General features: G+C 70.0%; 27 protein-coding genes. 18 read left to right on the top strand and 9 right to left on the bottom strand.

What is annotated here, in order from left to right:
* Nucleotides 1–45: 45 nt before the first annotated feature.
* Genes BMZ30_RS05130 through BMZ30_RS05140 form a run of 3 tightly spaced genes read right to left on the bottom strand, consistent with a single transcriptional unit; the run spans nucleotide 46 to nucleotide 1,558 of the window.
* Nucleotides 46–1,008, bottom strand: a complete 963-nt coding sequence (locus tag BMZ30_RS05130) for an SURF1 family cytochrome oxidase biogenesis protein (RefSeq protein WP_229828619.1) — start codon at nucleotides 1,006–1,008, stop codon at nucleotides 46–48.
* Nucleotides 1,005–1,211, bottom strand: a complete 207-nt coding sequence (locus BMZ30_RS05135) for a hypothetical protein (RefSeq protein ID WP_093377267.1) — start codon at nucleotides 1,209–1,211, stop codon at nucleotides 1,005–1,007. The genes BMZ30_RS05130 and BMZ30_RS05135 overlap by 4 nt, the downstream gene beginning before the upstream one ends.
* 41 nt (nucleotides 1,212–1,252) lie before the next feature.
* Nucleotides 1,253–1,558 carry a DUF3099 domain-containing protein gene (locus BMZ30_RS05140; RefSeq protein ID WP_229828615.1) on the bottom strand — a complete coding sequence of 102 codons (306 nt, stop codon included), beginning with the start codon at nucleotides 1,556–1,558 and terminating at the stop codon, nucleotides 1,253–1,255.
* Between the two features lie 176 nt (nucleotides 1,559–1,734).
* On the opposite strand from BMZ30_RS05140, the gene fabG reads away from it, so the two are divergent.
* Genes fabG through BMZ30_RS05160 form a run of 4 tightly spaced genes read left to right on the top strand, consistent with a single transcriptional unit; the run spans nucleotide 1,735 to nucleotide 4,216 of the window.
* Nucleotides 1,735–2,442 carry a 3-oxoacyl-ACP reductase FabG gene (fabG, locus tag BMZ30_RS05145; RefSeq protein WP_093375870.1) on the top strand — a complete coding sequence of 236 codons (708 nt, stop codon included), beginning with the start codon at nucleotides 1,735–1,737 and terminating at the stop codon, nucleotides 2,440–2,442.
* Nucleotides 2,443–2,500: 58 nt separating this feature from the next.
* Complete coding sequence (gene fabI / locus BMZ30_RS05150; protein ID WP_093375872.1) at nucleotides 2,501–3,268, top strand: enoyl-ACP reductase FabI; 768 nt, start codon at nucleotides 2,501–2,503, stop codon at nucleotides 3,266–3,268.
* Nucleotides 3,269–3,271: 3 nt separating this feature from the next.
* Nucleotides 3,272–3,787 carry a SixA phosphatase family protein gene (locus BMZ30_RS05155; RefSeq protein WP_093375874.1) on the top strand — a complete coding sequence of 172 codons (516 nt, stop codon included), beginning with the start codon at nucleotides 3,272–3,274 and terminating at the stop codon, nucleotides 3,785–3,787.
* A gap of 27 nt (nucleotides 3,788–3,814) precedes the next feature.
* A complete protein-coding gene (locus BMZ30_RS05160) occupies nucleotides 3,815–4,216 on the top strand; it encodes a hypothetical protein (RefSeq protein ID WP_143073131.1) in 402 nt (133 codons plus the stop codon).
* 5 nt (nucleotides 4,217–4,221) lie between these two features.
* Here the strand turns inward: BMZ30_RS05160 and BMZ30_RS05165 are convergent, their stop codons facing one another.
* The 4 genes from BMZ30_RS05165 to glgC form a co-directional block, all read right to left on the bottom strand.
* Nucleotides 4,222–5,886: an ABC-F family ATP-binding cassette domain-containing protein gene (locus BMZ30_RS05165; RefSeq protein WP_093375878.1), complete on the bottom strand. Its 1,665-nt coding sequence runs from the start codon at nucleotides 5,884–5,886 to the stop codon at nucleotides 4,222–4,224.
* Between the two features lie 319 nt (nucleotides 5,887–6,205).
* Nucleotides 6,206–8,872 carry an AAA family ATPase gene (locus tag BMZ30_RS05170; protein ID WP_093375880.1) on the bottom strand — a complete coding sequence of 889 codons (2,667 nt, stop codon included), beginning with the start codon at nucleotides 8,870–8,872 and terminating at the stop codon, nucleotides 6,206–6,208.
* Nucleotides 8,873–8,992: 120 nt separating this feature from the next.
* Nucleotides 8,993–9,649, bottom strand: coding sequence for a phosphoserine phosphatase SerB (gene serB / locus BMZ30_RS05175; protein WP_093375882.1), 657 nt, complete (start codon nucleotides 9,647–9,649; stop codon nucleotides 8,993–8,995).
* A 67-nt stretch (nucleotides 9,650–9,716) separates the two neighbouring features.
* A complete protein-coding gene (gene glgC, locus BMZ30_RS05180) occupies nucleotides 9,717–10,964 on the bottom strand; it encodes a glucose-1-phosphate adenylyltransferase (protein WP_093375884.1) in 1,248 nt (415 codons plus the stop codon).
* Nucleotides 10,965–11,024: 60 nt separating this feature from the next.
* Here glgC and glgA point away from each other — a divergent pair, with 60 nt between their 5' ends.
* Complete coding sequence (glgA, locus tag BMZ30_RS05185) at nucleotides 11,025–12,248, top strand: glycogen synthase (protein ID WP_093375886.1); 1,224 nt, start codon at nucleotides 11,025–11,027, stop codon at nucleotides 12,246–12,248.
* On the opposite strand, the gene BMZ30_RS05190 is transcribed toward glgA, so the two are convergent.
* On the bottom strand, nucleotides 12,227–13,003 hold the full coding sequence (locus tag BMZ30_RS05190; protein ID WP_143073132.1) for a hypothetical protein: 777 nt from the start codon (nucleotides 13,001–13,003) through the stop codon (nucleotides 12,227–12,229). The two genes, glgA and BMZ30_RS05190, sit on opposite strands and share 22 nt — an antisense overlap.
* A gap of 83 nt (nucleotides 13,004–13,086) precedes the next feature.
* Between BMZ30_RS05190 and BMZ30_RS05195 the strand changes: the two genes are divergently transcribed.
* The 10 genes from BMZ30_RS05195 to BMZ30_RS05240 all read left to right on the top strand — a co-directional run bounded on the left by BMZ30_RS05195 (nucleotide 13,087) and on the right by BMZ30_RS05240 (nucleotide 21,908).
* Nucleotides 13,087–13,872 carry an ABC transporter ATP-binding protein gene (locus BMZ30_RS05195; RefSeq protein ID WP_093375890.1) on the top strand — a complete coding sequence of 262 codons (786 nt, stop codon included), beginning with the start codon at nucleotides 13,087–13,089 and terminating at the stop codon, nucleotides 13,870–13,872.
* A 130-nt stretch (nucleotides 13,873–14,002) separates the two neighbouring features.
* Entirely contained in the window at nucleotides 14,003–14,449 is a 447-nt protein-coding gene (locus BMZ30_RS05200) for an NfeD family protein (protein WP_342341515.1), read from the top strand.
* A 55-nt stretch (nucleotides 14,450–14,504) separates the two neighbouring features.
* Nucleotides 14,505–15,695, top strand: a complete 1,191-nt coding sequence (locus tag BMZ30_RS05205; RefSeq protein ID WP_093375892.1) for an SPFH domain-containing protein — start codon at nucleotides 14,505–14,507, stop codon at nucleotides 15,693–15,695.
* Between the two features lie 111 nt (nucleotides 15,696–15,806).
* Entirely contained in the window at nucleotides 15,807–17,033 is a 1,227-nt protein-coding gene (locus BMZ30_RS05210; protein ID WP_229828608.1) for an MFS transporter, read from the top strand.
* Nucleotides 17,030–17,854, top strand: a complete 825-nt coding sequence (locus tag BMZ30_RS05215; protein ID WP_093375894.1) for a TrmH family RNA methyltransferase — start codon at nucleotides 17,030–17,032, stop codon at nucleotides 17,852–17,854. Before BMZ30_RS05210 ends, BMZ30_RS05215 begins: the two co-directional genes overlap by 4 nt.
* A 13-nt stretch (nucleotides 17,855–17,867) precedes the next feature.
* Nucleotides 17,868–18,257 (top strand): YccF domain-containing protein, encoded by a 390-nt coding sequence (locus BMZ30_RS05220; RefSeq protein ID WP_093377276.1) that lies wholly within the window; start codon nucleotides 17,868–17,870, stop codon nucleotides 18,255–18,257.
* Nucleotides 18,258–18,347: 90 nt separating this feature from the next.
* On the top strand, nucleotides 18,348–18,767 hold the full coding sequence (locus tag BMZ30_RS05225; RefSeq protein ID WP_093375895.1) for a hypothetical protein: 420 nt from the start codon (nucleotides 18,348–18,350) through the stop codon (nucleotides 18,765–18,767).
* A 117-nt stretch (nucleotides 18,768–18,884) separates the two neighbouring features.
* Nucleotides 18,885–20,723 carry a BCCT family transporter gene (locus BMZ30_RS05230; protein WP_093375897.1) on the top strand — a complete coding sequence of 613 codons (1,839 nt, stop codon included), beginning with the start codon at nucleotides 18,885–18,887 and terminating at the stop codon, nucleotides 20,721–20,723.
* 226 nt (nucleotides 20,724–20,949) lie between these two features.
* Nucleotides 20,950–21,435: a hypothetical protein gene (locus BMZ30_RS05235; RefSeq protein WP_093375899.1), complete on the top strand. Its 486-nt coding sequence runs from the start codon at nucleotides 20,950–20,952 to the stop codon at nucleotides 21,433–21,435.
* 59 nt (nucleotides 21,436–21,494) lie between these two features.
* A complete protein-coding gene (locus tag BMZ30_RS05240) occupies nucleotides 21,495–21,908 on the top strand; it encodes a VOC family protein (protein WP_093375901.1) in 414 nt (137 codons plus the stop codon).
* 9 nt (nucleotides 21,909–21,917) lie between these two features.
* Here BMZ30_RS05240 and BMZ30_RS05245 read toward each other — a convergent pair whose 3' ends face one another.
* A complete protein-coding gene (locus BMZ30_RS05245) occupies nucleotides 21,918–23,513 on the bottom strand; it encodes an ABC-F family ATP-binding cassette domain-containing protein (protein WP_093375903.1) in 1,596 nt (531 codons plus the stop codon).
* Nucleotides 23,514–23,694: 181 nt separating this feature from the next.
* Between BMZ30_RS05245 and BMZ30_RS05250 the strand changes: the two genes are divergently transcribed.
* From BMZ30_RS05250 to BMZ30_RS05260, 3 genes are read left to right on the top strand one after another with little or no spacing between them, the layout of a single operon-like run.
* Complete coding sequence (locus tag BMZ30_RS05250) at nucleotides 23,695–24,372, top strand: hypothetical protein (RefSeq protein ID WP_093375905.1); 678 nt, start codon at nucleotides 23,695–23,697, stop codon at nucleotides 24,370–24,372.
* Between the two features lie 48 nt (nucleotides 24,373–24,420).
* Nucleotides 24,421–24,840, top strand: a complete 420-nt coding sequence (locus BMZ30_RS05255; RefSeq protein ID WP_093375907.1) for a hypothetical protein — start codon at nucleotides 24,421–24,423, stop codon at nucleotides 24,838–24,840.
* A gap of 30 nt (nucleotides 24,841–24,870) precedes the next feature.
* Entirely contained in the window at nucleotides 24,871–25,185 is a 315-nt protein-coding gene (locus BMZ30_RS05260) for a hypothetical protein (protein ID WP_093375909.1), read from the top strand.
* The last annotated feature ends 5 nt before the right edge of the window (nucleotides 25,186–25,190 follow it).

Consider the following 25,190-nt stretch of genomic DNA (forward strand, 5'->3'; position numbering starts at 1 on the left):
CGCTCGAGCGCGCGGCGCCGGCCGGCACCGTGCTGGGCCGAGCCCTCAGCGGGTGGACGCCTCGATCTCGGCGTCTTCGAGCTCCTCGTCGGTCGGGCGGCCCTTGCGACGCCGGGACGGCTCGGTGACCTGCCCGCCCTCGACCCAGGCGCGGACGTCGTCGGGCACGTCGGGGCGCAGGGTGACCGGCTGGTTGGTGCCGTCCTGCTCGGCGACCTCGCGGCGCTCGCGCCGCAGCAGGATGACGTAGCCGCCGATCGCCCCGGCGGCGAACACGATCCACTGCATCGTGTAGGACAGGTGGGAGCCCAGGTCGAGCGCGGGGGGCGGCAGGGCGCCGGGCGCCTCGGCCGGCGCGGGGTCCTCGGCGACGAGGGCCGCGTACCCGCCGACCATGCTGGCCGGGTCGACGTCGCTGCCGGTGGCGGCGAGCACCTGGGCGGTGTTGATCATCTGCACCTGGCCGGCGGGGGCGCCGCGGTCGGTCGCAGGCTCGTCGGCCCGCAGCCGCGCGACGACCTCGACCGTGCCCTCGGGGGCTTCGGGGACGGACGACGGCGCCGACGCGTCCTGGCCCAGCGGCACGAACCCGCGGTTGACGACGATCACGACGTCGGAGTCCGCGATCTCGAACGGCACGAGCACGTGGTACCCGCCCGTGCTGCTCACGGGACGGTTGCGCAGCAGCGCCGTGTCCTGCGCGCGGTAGGTGCCGGTCATGGTGACGGGGCGCCACACGTCGGCGGGGTCGAGCGCGGCGCCGGGACCGGGCAGCAGCTCCTCGACGGGCACGGGGTCCGCGTAGTAGTTGTCCTGGATGATCTCGACCGCCGCGGCCTTCGTCTGATAGCGGTTCCACTGCCACCAGCCGGCCGCGAGACACAGCGCGGCGACCGCGATCGCACCGACGAGCAGCCAGGCCCACTCGCGGCGGCTGCGGCGCCGGGCGTGGGCCTCGGGCACGGGGCGCCCGGCCGGCGCCGGGGCGGCCGGGGCGGGCGCGGTCACGGACGGGCGCCGGCGTCCGGCGGGATCTCGGCGACAGGGACGGTCTGCTTGAGGAAGTCGCGCAAGGTCAGGAACAGCTCGAGGTGCTCGCGGTGGTCGTCGCACGCGAGCCACACCTTGCGGCGCTCGGGGGTGTGGATCTTGGGGTTGTTCCACAGCAGGCCCCACGTCGCTTCGGCGCGGCAGCCCTTGCCCGAGCACATCAGGGTCTCGTCGAGGTCGTCGGTGGGCTCGGTCGTCAGGCTCACGGGTCCTCCCGGACGTGGCTGGGGGCGGCGGGGAGCGCGCGGTGCTCCATCATGACGGGTGTGGTCTCGCGGCGGTCGCGGCCCGCGTTGGCCATCAGCACCGCGGTGTACGGCAGCAGGACGGCGCCGACGACGAAGAGCCAGCGCGCTGGCCCTGGAACGAGGACCGCGAGGAAGATGCAGACCAGGCGGATCCCCATCTGCAGCAGGTAGTTACGCATGCGCCGCGCCTGGTCGACCGCGAGGGGCTCGGGCGCGCTCGTGATGCGGTGCACCCCGTCGTCCTGCTCGCGCTTTCTCACCGCACGAGTCTACGCGTCGGACCTGGACGGCGGCTGAGCGTCGACGGGGGCTTTGTCGGGTTCCCACAACCGTCCGGCGCCAGCGGTGCCCGTGGCGGGCACGGGTACCGGCGACGTGGCCCGGTAGCGTCACGGGGGACGGCAGGCCGTGCCGTCCGCGTACCTCAGGAGGACATGTGGAGCCACGCACCGTCGTCGTCACCGGAGCCGCTCGCGGTATCGGCCGGGCCATCGCCGAGCGGTTCGTCGCCGCGGGCGACCGGGTCGCCACGATCTACCGCGGGGGAGACCTGCCCGACGGCGTCCTGGGCGTCACGGGGGACATCACCGACACCGCGGCCGTCGACGCCGCGTTCGCCGAGATCGAGGCGCAGCTCGGCCCGGTGGAGGTGCTCGTCGCCAACGCGGGCGTCACGCGCGACCAGCTCCTCATGCGCATGTCCGACGAGGACTTCTCCCAGGTGATCGACGTCAACCTCACCGGGACCTTCCGGTGCGTGCGCCGGGCCTCGAAGTCCATGATCCGCGCGCGGCGCGGGCGCATCGTGCTGATCTCGTCCGTCGTCGGCCTCTACGGCGGCCAGGGCCAGGTCAACTACGCCGCGTCCAAGGCCGGCCTGGTCGGCATGGCGCGCTCGATCACCCGCGAGCTCGGCGGGCGCGGGATCACCGCGAACGTCGTCGCCCCGGGGTTCATCGAGACCGCGATGACCGCCGAGCTCCCGGAGGAGCGTCAGGCGTCTTACCGGGCGGCGATCCCCGCGGCACGGTTCGGCAGCAGCGACGAGGTCGCCGCCGTCGTGGAGTTCCTCGCGTCGCCCGGCGCCGCCTACGTCAACGGCGCGGTCGTCCCGGTGGACGGCGGACTCGGCATGGGCCACTGACACTCGCTACCCTCTCACCAGGACCGCCGCTCTCGGCAGCGGCACAGGAAGGACACTGATGGGCCTGCTCGACGGCAAGAAGCTCCTGATCACCGGGGTGCTCACCGACCACTCGATCGCGTTCCACGTCGCGCGTCTCGCGCAGCAGGAAGGCGCGGAGGTCGTGCTGACCTCGTTCGGGCGGCAGTTCCGCCTCACGCAGGCGATCGCCAAGCGCCTCCCGGCGCCCGCGCCCGTGATCGAGCTCGACGTCACGAACGACGAGGACCTCGCGGCGCTCGCGGACCGCGTGCGCGAGCACGTCGACCACCTCGACGGCGTGGTGCACTCGATCGGCTTCGCGCCGCAGTCCGTCATGGGCGGCAACTTCCTGGCCGGCCAGTGGGCCGATGTCGCGACCGCCCTCGAGGTGTCCGCGTTCTCCCTGAAGTCGCTCGCCGTCGCGGCCAAGCCGCTGATGACGAGCGGCGGGTCGATCGTGGGCCTGACGTTCGACGCGAGCTTCGCGTGGCCGGTGTACGACTGGATGGGCGTGGCCAAGGCCGCGTTCGAGTCCACGTCCCGCTACCTGGCGCGCGACCTGGGCCCGGACGGCATCCGCGTGAACCTCGTCTCGGCCGGCCCCATCCGCACCACGGCGGCCAAGTCGATCCCCGGCTTCGAGAAGATGGAGGGTGGTTGGCCCGAGCGCGCCCCCCTCGGCTGGGACCAGACCAACCCGGAGCCGACGGCGCGCGCCGTGGCCGCGTTGCTGTCCGACTGGTTCCCGGCGACCACCGGTGAGATCGTGCACGTCGATGGCGGCGTGCACGCCATGGGCCTGTAACGCATGTCCGACGCCTTCACCCTCGTCGTGCTCCGCCACGCCAAGGCGGAGCGCGCCGACGGCGGGGACGACCACCTGCGTCCCCTCGCCCTTCAGGGGCGCAAGCAGGCCAGCCGCCTGGGTGCGCACCTGAGCGAGGCTGGGCTGCGGCCCGACGTCGTGCTGTGCTCGTCCGCGCTGCGCACCCGCCAGACGTGGGAGCTCGCCCGGACGGGCCTCGGGGCCGACCCCACCGTGCAGGTGCGGGACGACCTGTACGCGGCGTCGCCGACCGACCTGCTCGCCGCCGTGCGTGAGGTCGACCCGGAGGCGTCGGTGGTGCTCGTCGTCGGGCACGAGCCGTCGGTGTCCGCGCTCGCCGCGCACCTGGCGGGGGAGGGCTCCGACAGCGCGGCGCTCGCCCAGGTCCGCGCCGGCGTCCCGACCGCGACGTACTCGGTGCTGCGCAGCCCCGAGCCGTGGACGACGTGGGTGCGCGACAGCGCGGTGCTCAACGGGGTCTACCGGCCCGAGGTCTGAGGGCAGGGGATGGCTAGGGTGGCCGCCGTGCATCGCACTCCGACGCAGGCGATCGCGCGCATGCTGTTGGCCGGGACGCTTCTCGGTGCTCTGGCCGGCCTCGTCATCGGATCGCTCGACGGGGGCGCATTCGTCGCGTGGATGGTGTTTCTGGGCGCGTGTGGCGGAGCAGCCTCCGGCGCCGGAGGGGCCGCGATCGGCGCCGTCGCGATGTATCTCCTGCGGAGCGCCGACCCGCGATCTCGCGTCCTCGGCGCAGCCGCGGGCGTGGGAGTCGGTGCGGGCGCTACGTTCCTCCTGCTTGCCACGCGGGTCCCCCTGGTGGCGCCCTGGCCCACTGTGGGCGCGGCGACGGTGCTCCTCATCGCCGGCCTGTCGGCCTGTGCGGAGCTCTCGGAGCAGGCCGCCGGGGTTGAGCCGCTCAGCTAGGTGTCCTACTCCTCGGTAATGCGTCCGCCCGACACCGTCCAGCGGCGGTTGACCTGCACGGCGTCGAGCATGCGTCGGTCGTGGGTGACGAGCAGCAGCGTGCCCGTGTAGGACTCGAGGGCCTCCTCGAGCTGCTCGATCGCGGGCAGGTCGAGGTGGTTGGTCGGCTCGTCGAGGACCAGGAGGTTCACGCCGCGGGCCTGCAGGAGAGCGAGCCCGGCGCGCGTGCGCTCGCCCGGCGACAGGGAGCGCACGGGCCGCAGGACGTGCGCGGCCTTCAGTCCGAACTTCGCGAGCAGGGTGCGGACCTCGGACTCCGGCCAGTCGGGCACGAGGCGCGCGAACGCGTCGAACAGCGGGGCTGGTGTGTCGGTCTCGGCACCCTCGCCGAGCTGGCTGCGGGCCTGGTCGATCTCGCCGATCGCGACGCTCGTGCCGAGCGATGCGGCGCCGGACGTGAGCGGGACCCGCCCGAGCAGGGCGCGCAGCAGCGTGGTCTTCCCGGCTCCGTTGGCTCCGGTGATCGCGATGCGGTCGCCGGCGTCGACCTGGAGGGTGACCGGACCGAGGGTGAACGCGTCGGCCCCCTCGCCATGGCTGACCACGGCCTCGCGGAGCGTCGCGACGACGGCGGATCCGCGGGGCGCGGCCGCGATCTCGTAGCGCAGCTCCCACTCCTTGCGCGGCTCGACGACCTCGTCGAGGCGCTCGATCATGCGCTGGGTCTGGCGGGCCTTGGCGGCCTGCTTCTCCGAACCCTCGCGGTGCGCCGCGCGGATGTGCTTGTCGGGGTCGCCCTTGCGCACCGCGTTGCGGGCGCCCTTCGCCATCCAGTTCCGCTGCATGTTCGCGCGTCCCTCGAGGCCGGCCTTCTTGTCGGCGTACTCCTCGTAGTTCTCCCGGGCGTGACGCCGCGCGGTCGCGCGCTCCTCAAGGTAGGCCTCGTAGCCGCCCGAGTACACCGCAACCTGCTGCTGGGCGAGGTCGAGCTCGACGACGCGCGTGACGCACCGCGCGAGGAACTCGCGGTCGTGGCTCACGACGACGACGCCGGTGCGCTGCGAGGTCACGAAAGCCTCGAGCCGGGCGAGCCCGTCGAGGTCGAGGTCGTTGGTCGGCTCGTCGAGCAGCAGGACGTCGAACCGCGAGAGCAGCAGCGCGGCGAGCCCGACGCGCGCGGCCTGGCCCCCGGAGAGTGCGGTCATGAGGTGGTCGGGCTCGAGGTCCAGCCCGAGGTCGGCGAGGACGGCCGCGGTGCGCTCCCCGAGGTCCGCGGCGCCGATGGCGAGCCAGCGGTCGAACGCGGCCGCGTAGGCGTCGTCGGCCCCGGGAAGGCCTTCGCCGAGGGCCGCGGCCGTCTCGTCGAACTCAATCTGTGCGGCGGCGACGCCGGTGCGGCGAGCGAGGTGGGCAGCGATCGTCTCGCCGGGGACGCGCTCGACCTTCTGCGGCAACCAGCCGACGAGCGCGTCGCCGGGGGAGAGCGAGACAGTGCCAGCCTCAGGCGACTGGGCGCTAGCGAGCAGCGACAGGAGGGTCGACTTCCCGGCGCCGTTCGCCCCGACGAGCCCGACGACGTCGCCCGGCGCGACCACGAGGTTCAGGCCAGAGAAGAGGGTGCGGTCGGCGTGCGCCGCGGCGAGGTCGCGAGCGACGAGGGTGGCGGTCATGGGTCCATGATCCCTGAGACGCGGTGCGTATAGGACATGCGAACCGGGATGAGCTCACTGACCTCGGAACCGGCACCCGGGCCCCGGCGACAGAATCGTCCTCTCATTGGTGAGGACGTCATGTACGGCTTCGACGGAGCTCCCGGTCTGCTCGACTCGGGCGGCGAGTTTGCAAAGGCGGCAACTCCTCGAAGGTGCCAACGACCCGCGGCGTAGCGACTGACTTGCCCGATCGCTCCCTCAGGCACGTTCCCCAGCAACCTGATCGTCATCCCAGCCTCTACGGCGCCCATCGAGGTTCCCGTGAGTGGCAAAGCAACTACTCGATCACTTGAGTCCGAACTTGCACACTCGAAGCCCGCACGCGCTCGCTATCGGAAGCTAAGGAGAACTCGACGAGCATCCCAGGAACAATCGGCGGAGCATCTCCGACAAGGTCGGATTGATGAAAAAAGACGTTGCCGGGATGATCCTTGTGTCGTATGAATCCAAAGGTCGACAGCCAGGAGTGAATCGAACCAATGAGTGGCAGGCTATCGCCTGAACTATTGCCTGGGCGGGTTTCGAACTCGGTGTCGACCAGGTCGAGCAGGTGCGACCGAAGGTCGGCATCAATATCCGGGACCCTCGTGAGATGGCCGATGGCGCGCGTTAATCTTTCCCAGGAATCCGTCATCTCGAGCGTTCGCCGCTGCGATGCTGCCGCTTCGAGCATTGCCACCGCCGAGGAGGAATGGCGCGGCAAATCCGCGCCGCGAGCCGCAAGATAGCGTACGGCTGCCACGAGCGCGTCCACTACCGCGCGCGCCAAGCGGCGGTCGCTGAGACCCGATAACTCTCTAACGCCGACACTAAACCCGGTCCGCGCGTGCTCATATGCGTCGCTGTACCGGTGTTCATTGAAGAGTTGCTCCGACCAACGACGCCAGCTTTCAACGAGTGCTGTAACCGCTATGAGTCTCCCCATGCCATCCGCATCTTCGATTGCAGACTCGATTAGTATCTGCCCTTCGGAGAACTGCCTATCCCAGACTAGTAGATTCCCAAGGGCGACGGCGGTTTCCTTCGTTTTGAAATGCTGGTGTGACATTGACTCGTAGGTAATGGCGAGTGGAACGTCATGCATTGCTCGGGCGAGATGGCCTGCGAAGTAGTGAGAGACGACGGCCCGCGACTCGTCGGTGTCGCACTTTTCGAGCGCTCCACGGTATAGATCAACCGCGCGAGTGGCCTCGCCTGCAGCGGAGGCAACAAAGGCCTCAACTCTATCATTCTCGTAAAACTCAGGGTTCAGTTCCCGCGCTTTCGACGTGAGCGCAAACGCCTCTTCGTATTTCTTGCGTTTTGAGGCGACGAGAGCTTTGTGTAACAGGTAGGCCGCAGGCTCGTCTTCGTCGCCACGAGTAAACACGTTCCAGGGTGCAAGGGAGCGCCGAGAGTCGTTTTCGCGTCGGCGCTCTGCGCTCTTTCGATAGTCGGTCTCGCGCTTCAGTAGTCCAGCCAGTCGCTCCGATTCCATCGACTCTCGCGGAAGGAAGGCGCGCAATGCGAGGCTAGGACCGATTCTCGATGCGAGACCTCCGGACGCGTCGCTACCGTAAGTTATGAGTGATCCTCGGCTTAGTTCCTGGGCGGCCCGCCGTAGTTGATCAATCTCCAGGTCGGCCAAGAGTGCAAGTTCGTCAAGTGGGGCTGATCGGTCGAGCACCCGAATGATAGTTATGAGGTCTTTTGCTTCGGGAGACAACTGCTCGAAGACGTTGGCTACACAGAATGTGAGGAGCTCCTTCTGGTCTCGAATCGTCGTCAGTGGATCGACCCCTGCCTCAACGGACAGCGTGAACCATCGAATGGCAAGGGGGCTGAATCGCAAACGCTCAACGACACTCTCGGCTGTCTCTGAACTTAGTCGCGCTAGGCTGCTGACGCCTCGCGCCATGGCGAACTTCCTGAGAAGTAGCGTTGCGGAACTTGCTGCGAGCGGTCCGAGCCGGTAGCGACGTTCAAGTTCGCCGATACCAATTCTGCTCGTAAATAAGAAGCTGACGCACGGCGGCATGGCGTCGTAAAGGCGGAGCACTTCATCGCCGTTGACCGACTCGAGGTTGTCTATGACGATTAGCGCATCCAGTCCTTCGAGGGATTCTGCCAGTTCGTGGACAGATCCATCGAATGATGCGTCTAGTGCCCTGCCCAGTTGCCTGGTCGCTCCGGCGATCCCTTCGATTGCATCGGATATGGCAATTACGCCGGCAGTGGTTAGGCGCTCAGATTTTAGCGACGACCATAGAACGCAGTCGTAAGGACTCTCAGGATCATCGACCATGGCGTACGCGAGTTCGAGGGCGAGGGCTGTTTTGCCTACTCCGCCCTCGCCGGTGATTGTGATGACATGGTCCCGGCGGCGCTTCAGCATCGCCACGAGTTGTTTCGTGTCTTGCTCGCGTCCGATTAGTCCCGTCTCATCGTAGTCCGCATACGGAAGGTTGTGGAGCACGGTTTCGGACGGAAGCGGGAGCGGCTTTTCTATCGGCTCCCAAAGCTCATCGTCGCGTAGCCTGCGGAGGGTGGCATCGGTGGTACGCCAAAACCGTGATTGGTATGCGCTTAGTGCAGAGAGTGCGATGGCCGGATCATCGGTCTTGAGCGGGCGCCCGTGCATCACACGGTTGCGAATCGGGGCGACTCTGTCGATCATCGACGTGTTCTCGCGGATCTCTATTGCAAGTTCGTGCGGTAGGCCTGCTCGATGCCGATTGAGAACGTCGTAGCAGGGCCTCAGGTCGAGATAGGTCGCGATGGAGAGGGCGACCTCCGGTGCATCGCGCTGACGACGCTCATCTGCATTGTCGTACTGGTCCGCGAGCGCCTCCTGCTCAGATAAGTGGTCTAGAACGTACCTGTCTACGAGAGCGCGCATGTCCTGTTCGAAAGACTCGATTAGCGCGAATAGTCGCGCACGGCTCATGCGGGTGGTCTCGGACACGTCTGCTCCCTCGCGATGTTTATGAAGACAGTAGCGCAGCCGGGTACGGCGCCGACAGGTTCCAGGGCGTCGCCATTCGCGAGAACGGAACCTGAGTGGAGGGGCGCGTGAGCTGAAGTATCAGACGCGAGCGTCGAGCGCGTCCAGCAGCTCTAGGGCGGCGTCGAGCCGCGTCCCGGGCAGGACGTGCGGCGCCTGCTCCTGGACGATCGGCTTCGCGTTGAAGGCGATGCCGATGCCCGCCGCGGCGATCATGCCGAGGTCGTTGGCGCCGTCGCCGATCGCGATCGTGTCGGCCATGTCGATACCCTCGGCCTCGGCGAACTCGCGCAGCGCGGCGGCCTTGGCGTCACGGTCGATCACCGGACCGGCGGTGCGGCCGGTGAGCTTGCTGTCCTCAGTCTCGAGGCGGTTCGCGCGGTAGCGGGTGATGCCGACCTGCGCGGCGAGCGGCCCGACGACCTCGACGAAGCCCCCGGACACGAGCCCGACGACCCAGCCGCGACGCTGCGCCTCGGCCACGAGCTCCGGAGCGCCGTCGGTGAACCGCGCCTCGGCCACGACGTCGTCGAACACGTCGTCGGGAAGGCCCTTGAGGCAGGCGACGCGCTGCGTGAGCGACGCCGCGAAGTCCAGCTCGCCCCGCATGGCCGCCTCCGTCACGGCGGCGACCTCCTCGAGGGCGCCCGCGCGTGCGGCGAGCATCTCGATCACCTCGCCGGTGATCAGGGTCGAGTCGACGTCCATCACGAGCAGTCGTCGCCGGTGCGCAGCCATGGGCGTCACGATAGGGCGCGCAGGGGCGTGGGTACCGAGGGTGCCCGGCTGCCGGACGCCCGCGCCGTCAGGCAGGAGCGATCACCGTGCCCTTGGGGATCACCGTGATGCCGCTCTCGGTGACCGTCAGACCGCGGGACTCGTCGAGCTCGCGATCGAACCCGACCCGGGCGTTCTCCAGGATCGTGACGTTCTTGTCCACGATGCACCGGTGCACCTGCGCGTGCCGGTGCACGATCACGTCGTCCATCAGCACCGAGTCGTCCACCGTGGACCACGAGTGCAGATACGTGCCAGGAGACAGGATCGATCCCGCCGCGGTGCCGCCCGAGACGATCACCCCCGGCGACACGATCGAGTCCGCCGCGTGCCCCAGGCGTCCCCGCCCGGCGTGCACGAACTTCGCGGGCGGCAGCCCGGTGTAGCCCGTGAAGACCGGCCACTGGTTGTTGTACAGGTTGAACACCGGCGAGATCGAGATCAGGTCGCGGTTCGCGTCGTAGTACGCGTCGATCGTCCCGACGTCGCGCCAGTAGTCGCGGTCGCGGTCCGTGGACCCCGGCACGTCGTTGCGGATGAAGTCGTACAGCCCGGCGGTCCCGCGCTCGACGAAGTACGGGACGATGTCGCCGCCCATGTCGTGCTTGGAGTTCGGGTTCGCGGAGTCCTTGGTGACGGCCTCGACGAGAGCGTCGGCGTTCGCGATGTAGTTGCCCATCGACGCGAGGATCTCGTTCGGGGAGTCGACCAGACCCACCGGGTCGGTCGGCTTCTCCAGGAACGCCCGGATGCGCGTGGGGTCGTTCGGGTCCGCGTCGACGACGCCGAACTGGTCGGCTTGGTCGATCGGCTGGCGGATGCCCGCCACGGTGAGCTCGGCCCCGGACTCGATGTGCGCGTCGAGCATCTGGGAGAAGTCCATCCGGTACACGTGGTCGGCACCGACGACGACGACGTAGTCGGGACGCTCCTCGCGGATGATGTTCAGGCACTGGTAGATCGCGTCGGCGCTGCCCAGGTACCAGTGCTTGCCCACGCGCTGCTGCGCGGGCACGGGAGCGACGAAGTTCCCCAGCAGGGCCGACATCCGCCACGTCTTCGTGATGTGCCGGTCGAGGCTGTGGGACTTGTACTGGGTGAGCACGACGATGTGCAAGTAGTGCGAGTTGACGAGGTTCGAGAGGGCGAAGTCCACCAGGCGGTAGATGCCTCCGAACGGCACCGCGGGCTTGGCCCGGTCTGCCGTCAAGGGCATGAGTCGCTTGCCCTCTCCACCTGCGAGGACGATTGCTAGGACACGCGGCGCTGCTGCCATGAACGCACTCTATTCCCAGTTGCGTTACATCCGCATGACTTTGGGCTTACCGTCTGTGGTGTGAGAGTCGACCTGCTGACGCGCGAGTACCCACCCTTCGTCTACGGGGGCGCCGGCGTGCACGTCGCCGAGCTCGCCGCGGTCCTGACGCGGCACGTGGACGTGTACGTCCGCTGCTTCGACGGACCACGCGAACCCGACCCCACGTCGTCGGGCGCTGGCGGCCCGAAGGTGACGGGGTACGCCCCACTCGACGCGCTCGCGGGCGCCAACGCCGCGCTCGGCACGTTCGGCGTCGACCTCGCCATGGCGGCCGACGTTGCAGGCGCCGACCTCGTGCACTCCCACACCTGGTACGCGAACCTCGCCGGGCACGTCGCCGGCCTGCTGCACGGCATCCCGCACGTGCTCACCGCGCACTCGCTCGAGCCCATGCGGCCGTGGAAGGCCGAGCAGCTCGGCGGCGGGTACGCCCTGTCGTCGTGGGCCGAGGCCACCGCCTACGCCGGCGCCGCCGCCGTCATCGCCGTCAGCGAGGGCATGCGCGGGGACATCCTGCGCGCCCACCCCGACCTCGACCCGGCGCGCGTGCGGGTAGTGCACAACGGCATCGACCTCGAGCGCTGGCGCCGGCCCGAGCGCGAGCAGGCCGCCGCGATCGCTCGCGGCCTCGGGATCGACCCGGACCGCCCCGCGGTCGTCTTCGTCGGGCGCATCACCCGCCAGAAGGGCCTGCCGCACCTGCTCGCCGCCGCGCGCGAGCTCTCGCCCGAGACTCAGCTCGTGCTGTGCGCCAGCTCGCCCGACACCCCGGAGATCGCTGCGGAGGTGACCACCGCCCTCGAGGAGCTGCGGCGCCACCGCGACGGCGTGATCTGGATCGACCGGATGCTGCCGCGCGAGGAGCTCATCGCCGTCATCGCGTCCTCGACCGTCTTCGCCTGCCCGTCCGTCTACGAGCCGCTCGGCATCGTCAACCTCGAGGCCATGGCCCTGGGTGTGCCCGTGGTCGCCTCAGCGGTGGGCGGCATCCCCGAGGTCGTCGACGACGGCGTCACGGGGCTCCTCGTCAACGTGGAGTCCGCCCCCGGCGACCCCACGGGAGAGCCCGTCGACCCCGCGCGCTTCGCGAGCGACCTCGCGACCGCGCTGCGCGCCGTCGTCGACGACCCCGAGCGCGCCGCCCAGATGGGCGCCCGTGCCCGGACCCGCGTCGAGGACCACTTCTCGTGGGACGCCGTCGCCGAGCGGACCGTGGAGGTCTACCGCTCGATCCTGGCGTAGGTCGCCGCCGCGATCGCGCGACGAGCCACGCGCAGCACCTCGAGGAGCGCGGCGCGGCTCTGGTCCGCCTGCCACACGTTGACCGCGCCACCGCCGCTCGTGTCCTCGAGGGCGAGCTCGGCGATCGCCTTGAGCCGCACTGCCAACGAGAGCGCGGCCAGCCGGCGCGGCGTGATCGAGGGCAGGTCCTCGTCGGTCAGGCGGGCGTCGCGCAGCTGGGCGATGCCGTCCTTGACCTCCGGGCGCCACATCCCCAGCTCGAGGTCCATGATCGTCGACGTCGCGTGCGTCAGCCCCGTGCGCAGCTGGCTCTCGGCCTCGGCCAGCGAGCCGATCGCGCCGTGGAATGCCGTCTCCCACTCGTCGACCTGCGCCACGTGCCACGTCACCACGTGCCCGAAGTCCCACTCGCTGCCGAACTGCTGGACGTCAGGCACCGCGATGAGGTGGCGCTCGCGGCCGCCGAGCAGGAGGCACTCGCCCGCTGTGACGGGGTCCGGCGTGCCCGCGTGGTACTGGTCCTGCGCGCGCGGCACGGCGGCGACGTCGCCGGGGACGGGCAGGAGTGCCGCGACCGTCAGTACCGAGCTCTGGACCTCCGCGATGAGGCTCGCGAGGTCCCACGTGCCGTCCCGGGTGAGGAGGCGATGGGGTTCGTCGCTGCCCTGGACGGCCGTGGCGATGCGCTCTGCGGGGGCGTCGGTGCTCAGCCAGAGCGCCAGACGCACGCTGCGGGGGAGGAGGACGTTGGACACGGGGCTCACGATACCGCCGAGGTCCGCACGGCTCATCGTGCTCGGCGCACCGACCGCGGGCTCACCCGATAGGCTCAGGCACCATGACAGCAGCACTCGACCTGCACGACGTCACGGTCCGCCGCGGCGGCACGGCGATCCTCGACAACGTGAGCTGGACGGTCGGCGATCAGGACCGCTGGGTGGTGCTGGGGGCCAACGGGGCGGGCAAGACGTCGCTCCTGCAGATCGCCTCCGCACGCCTGCACCCGACCACCGGCACCGCGGACATCCTCGGTGAGCGCCTGGGTCGCGTCGACGTGTTCGAGCTGCGCCCGCGCATCGGACTCGCGTCCGCCGCGCTCGCCGAGCGGATCCCGCCGCGCGAGCTCGTGCGCGACGTCGTGCTCACCGCCGCCTACGGCGTCACCGGACGCTGGCGCGAGACCTACGAGAGCCACGACACGGACCGCGCCCACGACCTGCTGCGGCTCTTCGCCGTCGACCGCCTCGCGGACCGCACCTACGGCACGCTGTCCGAGGGCGAGCGCAAGCGCGTCCAGATCGCCCGCGCCCTCATGACCGACCCCGAGCTCCTGCTGCTGGACGAGCCCGCCGCCGGCCTCGACCTCGGCGGCCGCGAGGAGCTCGTTGCCGCGCTCGCGGAGCTCGCCGGCGACCGCCGCTCGCCGGTGCTCGTGCTGGTCACCCATCACGTCGAGGAGATCCCGCCGAACTTCACGCACGGGATGATCCTGCGCGCCGGGGGAGTCCACGTCGCGGGCGCGCTCGCCGACGTCGTCACCGACGAGCACCTGTCGAGCGGCTTCGGCGTGCCCTTGACCGTGTCGCAGACCGATGGGCGCTATGCCGCCCGCGGTGCCCGCTGACCTGGGGACAAGCAACCCCGGGCCACCTCCGCCCCTGGTAATGTTCAGGTAAATCGTCGCGTTTGACGACGGTTGCTCACCGAGGGCCGTTCCAAGCCCCGGTCGAGCGCCGACGATGCCCACGGGGGTCATGATGGAGTGGTACTGGTGGCTGGCGATCATGCTGGTCCTCATCGCCGTCGAGGCGATCACGCTCGACCTCGTCCTCTTCATGTTCGCGGGCGGCGCTCTCGCCGCCGCGCTGACATCACTGGCCGGCGGTGACATCACGCTGCAGATCGTCGCGTTCGCGGTGGTCTCCGGCGTCCTGCTCGGCGCGCTGCGCCCGATCCTGCTGGTCAGTCTGCGAAAACGCGGGGAACCGCTCGTGGAGACCAACGTGCACGCGCTCGCGGGTCGCCCCGCGGTCGTCGTGCAGCCTGTGAGCGAGGACGCCGGCATGGTCAAGCTCGCGGGCGAGGTCTGGAGCGCACGCGTCGTCGGCGACGGCGTGCTCGAGGTCGGCACCGACGTCGTCGTCGAACGGATCGACGGGGCGACGGCGATCGTCGCGCCCAAGCAGGCTCACGCCGGCTGACCCAGCCGGCCGCACACCTACGCACAACCAGGCATCTCACAGGGGAGTGGAACGTATGAACGAACCCATCAGCGTCGGCTGGATCATGGCCGCGGTGATCGCGCTCGTCGTGATCATCGTGATCGGCAAGTCGGTACGCATCGTGCCGCAGGCCCAGTCATGGCTCGTCGAGCGGCTCGGTCGCTACTCGCACACCTTCGAGGCCGGGCTGCACCTGCTGATCCCGTTCGTCGACCGCGTGCGCGCCCAGGTCGACCTGCGCGAGCAGGTCGTGTCCTTCCCGCCGCAGCCGGTGATCACCTCGGACAACCTCGTGGTGAGCATCGACACGGTCATCTACTTCCAGGTCACGGACCCCAAGTCCGCGGTCTACGAGATCGCCAACTACATCATCGGTATCGAGCAGCTCACCGTCACCACGCTGCGTAACGTCATCGGCTCGATGGACCTCGAGCAGACCCTCACCAGCCGCGACCAGATCAACGGTCAGCTGCGCGGGGTGCTCGACGAGGCCACCGGCCGCTGGGGCATCCGCGTGAACCGCGTGGAGCTCAAGTCGATCGACCCGCCCCAGAGCATCCAGGGCGCGATGGAGCAGCAGATGCGCGCCGAGCGTGACCGCCGCGCCGCGATCCTCCAGGCCGAGGGTGTCAAGCAGTCGCAGATCCTCACGGCCGAGGGCGAGAAGCAGTCCGCGATCCTGCGGGCCGAGGGCTCGGCCCAGGCCCGGATCCTCGAGGCCGAGGGTGAGTCCCGCGCGATCCTCCAGGTGTTCGACGCCATCCACGAGGGCGACGCCGACCCCAAGCTGCTCGCGTACCAGTACCTGCAGACGCTCCCGCAGATCGCTCAGGGTCCGGCCAGCAAGATGTGGCTCGTCCCGACGGAGTTCACCTCGGCGCTCGGTGCCGTGGTGCAGGGTCTGGGTGGCGGCGCCGGCGGCCCCGAGGCTCCGGCCGACTCCGCCGCCCGCGAGGACCGGCAGCGCAACCGCCAGTCGTTCACGTCCGGCGCGCTGGCCGACCCGGCCGAGGCGCTGGCCGAGGCACGTCGTCAGGCGCAGGCAGCCACGGCCGACGCGACCAGCGCTGGCCAGCGGTCCGGTCGCCCCCGTGACCGCAAGGTCGAGGCCGGGCAGCAGCCGGGCACGCCGTCGTCGCACCCGTCGACGCCCGCCGTGCCGCCGACGCCCCCGGCTCCGCAGCCGCCGGCACCCCAGCCGCCGGTCGCTGACCCCGAGCAGTAGCAGGCACCACCCAGGCCCCCGTCGAGCACCGCTCGGCGGGGTCCTGCGCGTCCACGGCGAAGGTCCGGGAGTCCTGCGCGAACACGGGCGCGGACCTGCGACGATGGACCGGTGCCACCGACACCCCCGAGCTCAGTCCGCACGACGGACGAGACATTCACCCGCGACACCCTCACGCTGAGCCTGTACGGCACCTTCATGACCTGGGGGTGGTTCCTGTACTCGTTCAACCCCTCGGTCACGCTCGTGGCCGCCGAGCTGGGCATCTCCCGGGCCGTCGCGGGCCTGCACGGCACGTCCGTGGCGGTCGGGTCTGTGCTCGCCGGGCTGATCGTCGCTCGGCTGGTCGTGCGGTTCGGCCGCCGCAACGCACTCGTGGGCGCGCTCGCGCTCGTCGTCGTGGGCGTCGCGGTCCTCACCCTTGGGCCAGGGATCGCGTCGACGCTCAGCGGAGTGTTCGTCATCGCCGTCGGCTGCAACATCGCCGTCGCGTCCTCCCAGGTGGCGCTGTCGCTGCACCACGGGCGCGCGAGCTCCGCCGCGATCACCGAGGCGAACGGCGTCGGGTCCGGCGTCGGGCTCGTCGGACCGCTCGCCGTCGGCCTGACCGTCGGCATCGGGTGGGGCTGGCGACCGGCCGTCGCCGTCGTCGCGCTGCTCGCGGTCTTCACGGCCTGGCGCGTGTCCCGGCGTCAGGACCTCGACGTCACCGCCCCGGCGCTTCCCGCCCGGACCGACGGCGAGCCCGCGACCATCCCCACGGCCTCGCCCGGCGCCAAGCGCGCCATGTGGTGGTTCCTCGCGGCGGTCATCGCGGCGCTGTCACTCGAGAACGCGACGACGTACTGGGCGACCGACCTGATCATCAGCCGCACCGGAGCCGACGACGGCATCGCCGCCGCCGCGACGGCCGGCCTGGTCGCGGGCATGACGCTCATCCGGTTCGTCGTCGGCCCGCTGACCGCCCGCATCGCGCCCGTGCACCTGCTCGCGGGCTCGTTCCTGTTCGCGATCATCGGCTGGTTCGTCCTCTGGACGACGACGTCGACCACCGTCGCGCTCGTCGGCCTCTTCCTGGCCGGGGTCGGGTACGGCGCCCAGTACCCGTTGTCGATCGCCCTGCTGCTGCGCGTCGCCGGGGGCGCCGTCGACCGGGCCCAGTCCCGGGCGACGTACGCGGGTGGCATCGCCATGGGCGTCGCCCCGTTCGCGCTCGGTGCGCTGGCCGACGCCTCGGGTGCGCACACAGCGTTCCTGGTCGTCCCCGTCCTGGCCTTGGTCGGCGCGGCTGCGGCGTTCGCTGGCGGTCGCTCGGCGGCACGAGGGGCGGCCGCGTGAGCGCCGTCGTCCACCTCACCGATCCCCGCGACGAGCGCGTCGCTGACTACACGAACCTCACGGACGTCGCGCTGCGCTCCAAGCACGAGCCCGCCAAGGGCCTGTTCATCGCGGAGAGCTCCAACGTGATCCGCCGCGCGATCGCCGCCGGCTACCGGCCCCGGTCGTTCTTCATGTCCGAGCGGTGGCTCGAGTCCATGGCCGAGGTCACCGCGCAGTTCCCCGACGTGCCGGTGTTCGTCGGGGCGCCCGACGTGCTCGAGGCCATCACCGGCTTCCACCTGCACCGCGGGGCGCTGGCCGCGATGCACCGCCCGCCGCTGCCCGCCGTGCGCGACCTGCTCGCGTCGGCTCGTGGGGGCCTGGGCGCGCGGCGCGTCGCCGTGCTCGAGGACATCGTCGACCACACCAACGTCGGGGCGATCTTCCGCGGCGCCGCGGCGCTCGGGGTCGACGCCGTGCTGGTCTCCCCGCGCTGCGCCGACCCGTTCTACCGGCGCTCGGTGCGCGTGTCGATGGGGACGGTGTTCCAGGTGCCGTGGACGCGGCTCGAGAGCTGGCCCGCGGGGGTCGAGGAGCTGCGGGCGGAGGGGTTCACGGTCGCGGCGCTGGCGTTGAGCGACGACTCGATCACGCTGGACGAGTTCGTCTCCCGCGGGCACGAGAAGGCGGCGTTCGTGTTCGGGACCGAGGGCCACGGGCTCGCGGCAGACACGCTGGCGGCGGTGGACGCGGTGGTGCGGATCCCGATGGCCGGGGGAGTGGACTCGCTGAACGTCGCGGCGTCGGCGGCCGTGGTGTTCTATGCGACGCGCCCGTGACAGGCTGGTCCGCGTGAACACACTGCTGAACGTGATCTGGCTGATCTTCGCCGGCTTCTGGTTGGCCCTCGGGTACGTCGTGGCTGGCGTGATCTGCTGCGTGCTGATCGTGACCATCCCGTTCGGCATCGCGTCCTTCCGGATCGCCGGCTACGCGCTGTGGCCGTTCGGGCGCACGGTCGTCGACAAGCCGACGGCGGGCGCGTTCTCGACGATCGGCAACGTCATCTGGTTCCTCGTCGCCGGGATCTGGTTGGCGATCAGTCACGTCCTCACCTCGATCCCGCTGTTCCTCTCGATCATCGGGATCCCGCTCGGGATCGCGAACCTCAAGATGATCCCGGTGTCGCTGCTGCCGCTCGGCAAGGACATCGTCCCGACCTCCCGCGGGTATGCCCGCTAGCCGGATGCGTGCCCGCTCCTAGCGGCGCGAGAGCGCCACCTGGTTAGATGAGCGCACTCGACACGGGGGTGGAGCATGCGCAGACGAACAGTGCTGGCCGCGGCCGGCCTCGCGCTGCTGCTGGCAGGGTGCGCCGGTCCGGACGAAGCCGGACAGGCGGGTGCCGCCGGCGAGACGATCGATGCTGCGGGCGTCACCGTGTTGATCGGGCCACCGTCTGAGGCCGCCATGACCGCGCTGCTCAGCGGAGAGCTCACGGACCTCGACGGCTGCCTCGGCGTCGGCGAGACCGTGGTGATCTGGCCGCACGGAACAGTGGTGGAGGCCACCGACCCGCTGACCATCGCCATACCTGGCGACGGCCGCGCGCGCCTGGGCCACTCCATCGAGGTGGGCGGGGGCGAGATCAGCGGGCCGGGGCAGTCGGCACCGACTGACATCGCCGGACTGACGATTCCCGCGAGCTGCGCGGAGCGTGCCGTCTGGCTGGCGGGACCCGGAAGCGCCTAGTCCTCGCCGGACTGCCAGAGCGTCAGGACAGGCGGGGCGGCGATGCGTCGTCTAGCGTGATCGAGCATCCATTCGTACCGGGGCGCTGGCCCCGGCGGCGCTCGGGAGTCACGGCAGATGGCGGATCAGGACAAGCACGCGCTGGGTGACCCCAGTCGGCCGGTCGGAGGCAAGAAGACGCTGCATCCGCCGACGGGTCGGTCGCGGGCCGAGCGGGTAGACCACTCGGGTCACCGTCTGCTCAAGGCGCGACGCGCCAAGTCGATCAAGCTCTACGAGCCGGAGAACCCCGGCGTGGACCGGTGGGTCTTCGGTGTCACCGGGGCGCTCGCCGTGGCCTTCGTCGCGTGGGGATTCGTCAGCACGGAGAACCTGGGGTCCGTCTCCAGCACGGCCGAGACGTGGGTCATCGACAAGGCGGGCTGGCTGTTCGTCCTGGCCGCGAGCTTCTTCGTCGTCTTCGTCCTCTGGCTGGCGGTGAGCAAGTACGGCCAGATCCGGTTGGGCGCCGACGACGAGGTTCCCCAGTTCCGCACGATCTCCTGGATCTCGATGATGTTCAGCGCGGGCATGGGCATCGGGCTGATGTTCTTCGGGGTCGCGGAGCCCCTGAGCTTCTTCGTCGAGCCGCCGCCCGGAACGTCGCCGGCCGAGTCGGAGGCGGCCATCCGGACCGCGCTCGCGACCTCGATGTTCCACTGGGGCTTGCACCCCTGGGGGATCTACGCCGTCGTCGGCCTCGCCATCGGGTACGGCACCTTCCGCATGGGCCGCAAGCAGCTGTTCTCCTCTGTCCTGTGGCCGCTGATCGGGCGCAAGAGCGAAGGCTGGCTGGGCAGGGTCATCGACATGCTCGCGATCTTCGCGACCCTGTTCGGGTCGGCGGCGTCGCTCGGCATCGGCGCGACGCAGATCGGCGCCGGGATCGAGTACAACGGGTGGGCCGACGACCTCGGCACGCCGCTGCTCGTCGGGGTGATCGCCGTGCTCACGGTTGCCTTCGTGGCTTCTGCGGTCTCGGGCATCGCGCGCGGCATCCAGTGGCTGTCGAACATCAACATGGTGCTCGCCCTCGTGCTCGCGGTGTTCGTCTTCGTCGTCGGTCCGACGCTCGTCATCCTGAACCTCATCCCGACGACGATCGGGACGTACCTGGGCGACATGACCGAGATGGCCTCGCGGACCACGGCGACGGGCGGCGACGAGATGGCCGCGTGGCTGTCCAGCTGGACGATCTTCTACTGGGCGTGGTGGATCTCCTGGACCCCGTTCGTCGGGATGTTCGTCGCGCGGATCAGCCGTGGACGCACGATCCGGGAGTTCGTCACCGGCGTGCTCCTCGCGCCGACCCTCGTCGCGCTCGCCTGGTTCTCGATCCTTGGTGGATCGGGGATCCACGAGCAGCAGATGGGTGGCGACATGACGGTCGACGGAGAGGTGAACTCTAACGCGGCCCTGTTCCAGCTGCTGTCCAACTACCCGCTCGAGAGCGCCAGCACCATCCTGGTGATGCTGCTCGTCGGCATCTTCTTCGTCACCGGCGCCGACTCGGCCTCGATCGTCATGGGCACCCTGTCGCAGCGTGGCGCCATCGAACCGAGCAGGGGTGTCGTGGTCAGCTGGGGTGTGCTGATCGGCGCGGTGGCGGCGATCATGCTCGCCATCGGAGGTGGAGGCGCCGACGCTCTGAGAGGTCTGCAAGACATCACGGTCGTGGCTTCGCTGCCGTTCGTCGTCGTCATGCTGCTCATCGCCCTCGCGCTCTGGAAGGACCTACGAGCCGATCCGCTGATCGTGCGCCGCGAGCTGGCCATCGATCTGGTTCGTGACGCCGTCGTGCACGGCGTGTCGCAGCACGGTGACAACTTCCGGCTGTCGGTCGACCACGCGCCCGAGGAGCCGGCGAAGGACATCGAGCCGCGCGACAAATCCGAACCGCGCGACAAGGCCGACTGACCTCCGGCAGTGCGTGTCGCCCCTTCGAGCCATCACCCGCCCCTGGTTGGATCGAGTCATGTGCATACAGGGGAGCGCTCAGACGGATGTCGGTTCGGTTGCACGCGGAGGAGGGTGGCGCATCGCGGCGGGAGCCCGAGCTTCCGTCGCCGCGTTGGCGATCGGCGCAGTCACCGTGGCATGCACACCGACGCCCGAGCCTGGGGCCTCGCGTGATCCCATCGCCATGGTTCCGCTGCTTGCGCAAGCACAGGCTCCGGCGGACGTCCTTCCCGACGGCGTGGAGGACATGAATCTTACGGATTCCGCGATCGCGACGCAGACCTCGCGACTCCTGTACGGCGGGGACCAGGAGCGCTTCTGGGTCGCACTGGATGAGGCGGGCAACATCTGTCTGCTGACCTTGCTTGCCGAGGCGGATGGACCCGACCCCGCGACGGACGGGCTCTGGGCGACGTCGTGCCCGGCTCCGGACGCGTTCTACCGCTCGGGTGCCACCCTGCGCGCCGCAGGTAGCGGTCTCTCCGGGAGCCTTGGCCAGCTCATCCCGGCAGATGTGCAGATGGACCACCCGGACCTCGTGGCAGCCAACGGCGCAGAGACACGTTCGGCCCACTTCCTCGTCCGTGCTCCGGCCGAATCTCGAGCCGCCGGCAACCTCTCCCTCAAGCGCGCGACCGACGAGATGTTCATGCTGCTCGAGTCGCCCTGACCGCCGTGGTTCGCGACGTGAGGCTTCCGCGCCCTGGGGACGCGCGCTAGCGTCCATCCATGACCGACTTTCCCCGTTTGCTCCACACCGTGCTGGACACCCGGGACGTCCGGGCGCTCGCCGAGTTCTACCGCGCGCTCCTCGGGTACCAGTACCGGCAGGGTGACGAGCCGCCGCCCGAAGGGACGCCCGACGGCGCCGACTGGCTGACGTTGAACGACGCCCACGGCACGCCGCGGCTGGCGTTCCAGCTGGAGCCGGAGCTGACGCCGACGACATGGCCGCGGCACGACGTACCGATGCAACTGCACCTCGACCTGACGGTCCCCGACCGCGCGTCGCTCGGGGAGCAGCACCGCCGCGCCCTCGAACTGGGAGCGGAGCTCCTGCTCGATCGGACGGATGACCCAAACGAGCCCCTGTACGTCTACGCGGACCCCGCCGGGCACCCGTTCTGCATCTTCGTCGGCTGACCGAGAGCTCTAAGCCACCCGCACCTCGACCTGACCGGCCACCGCGCCGGGGGCGCCGAAGACGACCCGGCCCGTCGCGATCTTGTCGGTGAAGAACCGGTCGTGGCTGACGACGACGACGGCGCCCGGGAAGTGCACGAGCGCGCGCTCCATCACCTGGGTGCTGGACAGGTCGAGGTGGTTCGTCGGCTCGTCGAGCAGCAGGACCGAGGCCCCCGACAGCAGGCACTGCGCCATGGCGACGCGGGCGCGCTGACCGCCGGAGAGGTTGCCGATCTTCCGCTTGAGATCGGCCTCGGAGAACTGGAACATCGCGAGGAACCGGTTGACGGACTTGCGCGTCGCGGTGAGGGCCAGGCTGTCGGGCATGGCGTTGACGGCGTGGCTGACCGTGTCGGCCGGGTCGAGCTCCGCGAGCACGGTGTTGTACGAGACCACCTTGGCGCCGCGAGCCCACACGGCCTCGCCGGCGTCGGGCCGCTCCTCGCCGTTGAGCACGCGCAGGAGCGTCGACTTGCCGCTGCCGTTGGACCCGAGGACGACGATCCGGTTGCCGCGCCGGATCTCGAGGCTCACGTCGTCGAACAGCAGCTCGTCGCCGTAGGACTTGCTCAGCCCGTCGATGCGGCACAGGACGTCCTTGACGTGCAGGCCGCCGTAGATCTCGGTGATGATCTGGTCGACGGGGCGCGGGGCGCGGGACTTCTTGATCTTGGCAAGCTGGTTGCCCAGACCCTTGCTCGCGGCCTTGGCGGCCTCGCGGCGGTCGGCGATGCCCTCCGCCTCGAACGCGAGCAGCTCGGACTCGTGGACGAACTGCGCCTCGAGGGTCTTGAGCCGGAACTGCTTCTGCACCACGTACTCCGCGAAGCTGCCGGTGTACTCGTGCAGGTGGAAGTTCTCGACCTCGACCGTGCGGGTGGTGACGGCGTCGAGGAACGAACGGTCGTGGGAGACGATGATGGCGGCGCCGTGGAAGTCCCGGAACCACGCCTCGAGCCACTCGACACCGGCGACGTCGAGGAAGTTCGTGGGTTCGTCGAGCAGCAGCACGTCGGGGCGCTCGAGCATGATCTTCGCCAGGGCTGCGCGGTTGCGCCAGCCGCCGGAGAGTTCGTCGATCGCGCAGGTGCGGTGGGCCTCGTCGAAGCCGAGGGTCGTCAGCGCGGTGTCGATGCGGCGGTGGTAGTCCCACCCGTCGAGGCGCTCCATCTCCTCGAACAGCACGGACTGGCGGTTGATGAGCGCGTCGAGCGCCTTCGCGTTGGAGGAGTCCGCGGCCATGGCTGTGTCGATGGCGGCGAGCTCGGCCTCGACGGCCTTGATCTCGGTGAACAGGCCGTCGAGCACCTCGGTGATCGACATGTCGCCGTCGAGCGACGAGAACTGGGAGAAGTACCCGACCTTGACGCCCTGGTCGACCGTGACCGTGCCCGTGTCCGGCTCCACCTGGCCGAGGACGAGCTTGAGCAGCGTCGTCTTGCCCGAGCCGTTGCGGCCGATCAGGCCGACGCGGTCACCGGGCTCCAGCCGGAAGAACGCCTCGCGCAGGATCGGCGTGTTCTCGTACCGGACGTGGACGTCGTGCAGCCGGATCAGGCTCATGCGGTGGTGACCTCTCGGGTGGGTTCGCGTCGCAGCGCGGAGAAGGTCCGGCCGGTGCCAGCCTCGATCGTAGAGGGTGATCGTGGGCGGTCCCTTGCCCTGGCTGTCGACTATCGATAGGTTCTCACCCAGTCGGCCAATCGAAAGTCGATAGGTCGCCGCGTCCGACGAGGAGGATGGCATGGGCGAGGTGCTGACGGTCCGGCGCGACGATCGCTTCGGGCTCCACCGGTGGGAGCGCGGCGCCGTCGCGGTGCTCTCCTTGACGCTGATCGCCCTCGCACTCCCGCGCCTCGGCGCCGCGCTGTGGTCCGCCACGCATACCTGGCTCGCCCGAGGCGAGACCCACGTCGAGCTGCCGACCCGGTACGAGGTTCCGGCTGGCTCGGCGTCGTCGAGCGCCGCGGAACTAGGGCTCACCATCTTCTCCGGCGGGTTTGGCACCGGCGAGTTCGTCCTGTCGTCGGTCGATGCGACTGCGCACCTGCAGCTCACGCTGGCGCGGGTGATCGTCGCCATCAGCCTGCTCGCACTGCTCGCCCTAGTGGCAACGGTGGGCGCACGCGTCGCACTCGGCCGTTCGGTCGTCCCGATGGTCGCGCGCGGGAGCGCGGTCTGCGGGCTCTTGCTTCTGACGGGCAGTCTCGCGGCCGGCGGCTTCGAGGCAGCCGCCCTGCGCGCCATCGCCGCCGACCTGCGCGAGGTCGCCGGCGTCGGCTCGGTGTTCCCCGAGGACGTCCGGTTCACGGTGGAGTGGCTCGCCGTGTGCGGGGGGCTGGCGCTGCTCATCGTCGCGCTCGTGATGCGCTCCCGAGATTGTCGGGGGGGCGAGCAGGTCGACACCGTCCCGTCGCCCTAGTCAGGGAAGGGCTCGCACTGGTTGGATGCAGGCACACACTCACAGGGGGTGCAGGGCATGGCGGACAGGCGAATCGGTGCGCTGATCGGCGCGGTCGTGGCGGGGGTGCTCCTCGCGGGTTGCGGTGGCGGCGAACCCAAGGAGCTGCAGGCGGGGGAGATCCGCGTGCTCGTCGGCGAGCGGACGAACTCAGGCAACGATGCGCTGCTCTCTGGGGCGTTGAGCGATGTGTCGGGGTGCCTCGGAGTCGACAACTTTGCGGTGATCTGGCCGCACGGTACCGAAGTGGCGAGCGAGGATCCGCTCGCGGTGTCCGTGCCCGGGTGGGGTCGCGTCGGGCTCGGTGATCCCGTCGAGCTCGGGGGCGGAATGATCACGGAAGGGCCGCAGTCCGACCCGGTGCACGTCGGAGAGTTGACCGTGCCGGACGAGTGTGCCGAGCACGGGGTCTGGGGCGCGTGGAACTGAGCGCCCCCGCGCGGACTCAAGGCCACCGCGATGTCGCGTCTCACCTCGGAGGTCGTCGCGCTGCTCGCGTTCCCGAGCATGGGGGACGGCGTCACCCCCGGTCCGTTGGGCGTGACGTGCGTGGGCTTCCGCGCCGTCGGCGTCCTACGGCGGGAGGTGTACCTCGTGGCTACGGCGCTCGCGGCCTTCCTCGCGACCGGTCCGGCTGACCTGGCAGGTCCGCTGCGTGCGGACGACCTGGCGAGCCTGGCGCAGGTCGCGCCCCTCGTCGTCGCGGCTATGGCGGTCGCTGGCCACGCGGTGTGGCGGTCCAGGACTGGTGCTCCGAGGGCACCGCGAGCGTAGGTGAA

It is taken from the genome of Flavimobilis marinus, assembly GCF_900113055.1.
Lineage (GTDB): Bacteria > Actinomycetota > Actinomycetes > Actinomycetales > Cellulomonadaceae > Flavimobilis > Flavimobilis marinus.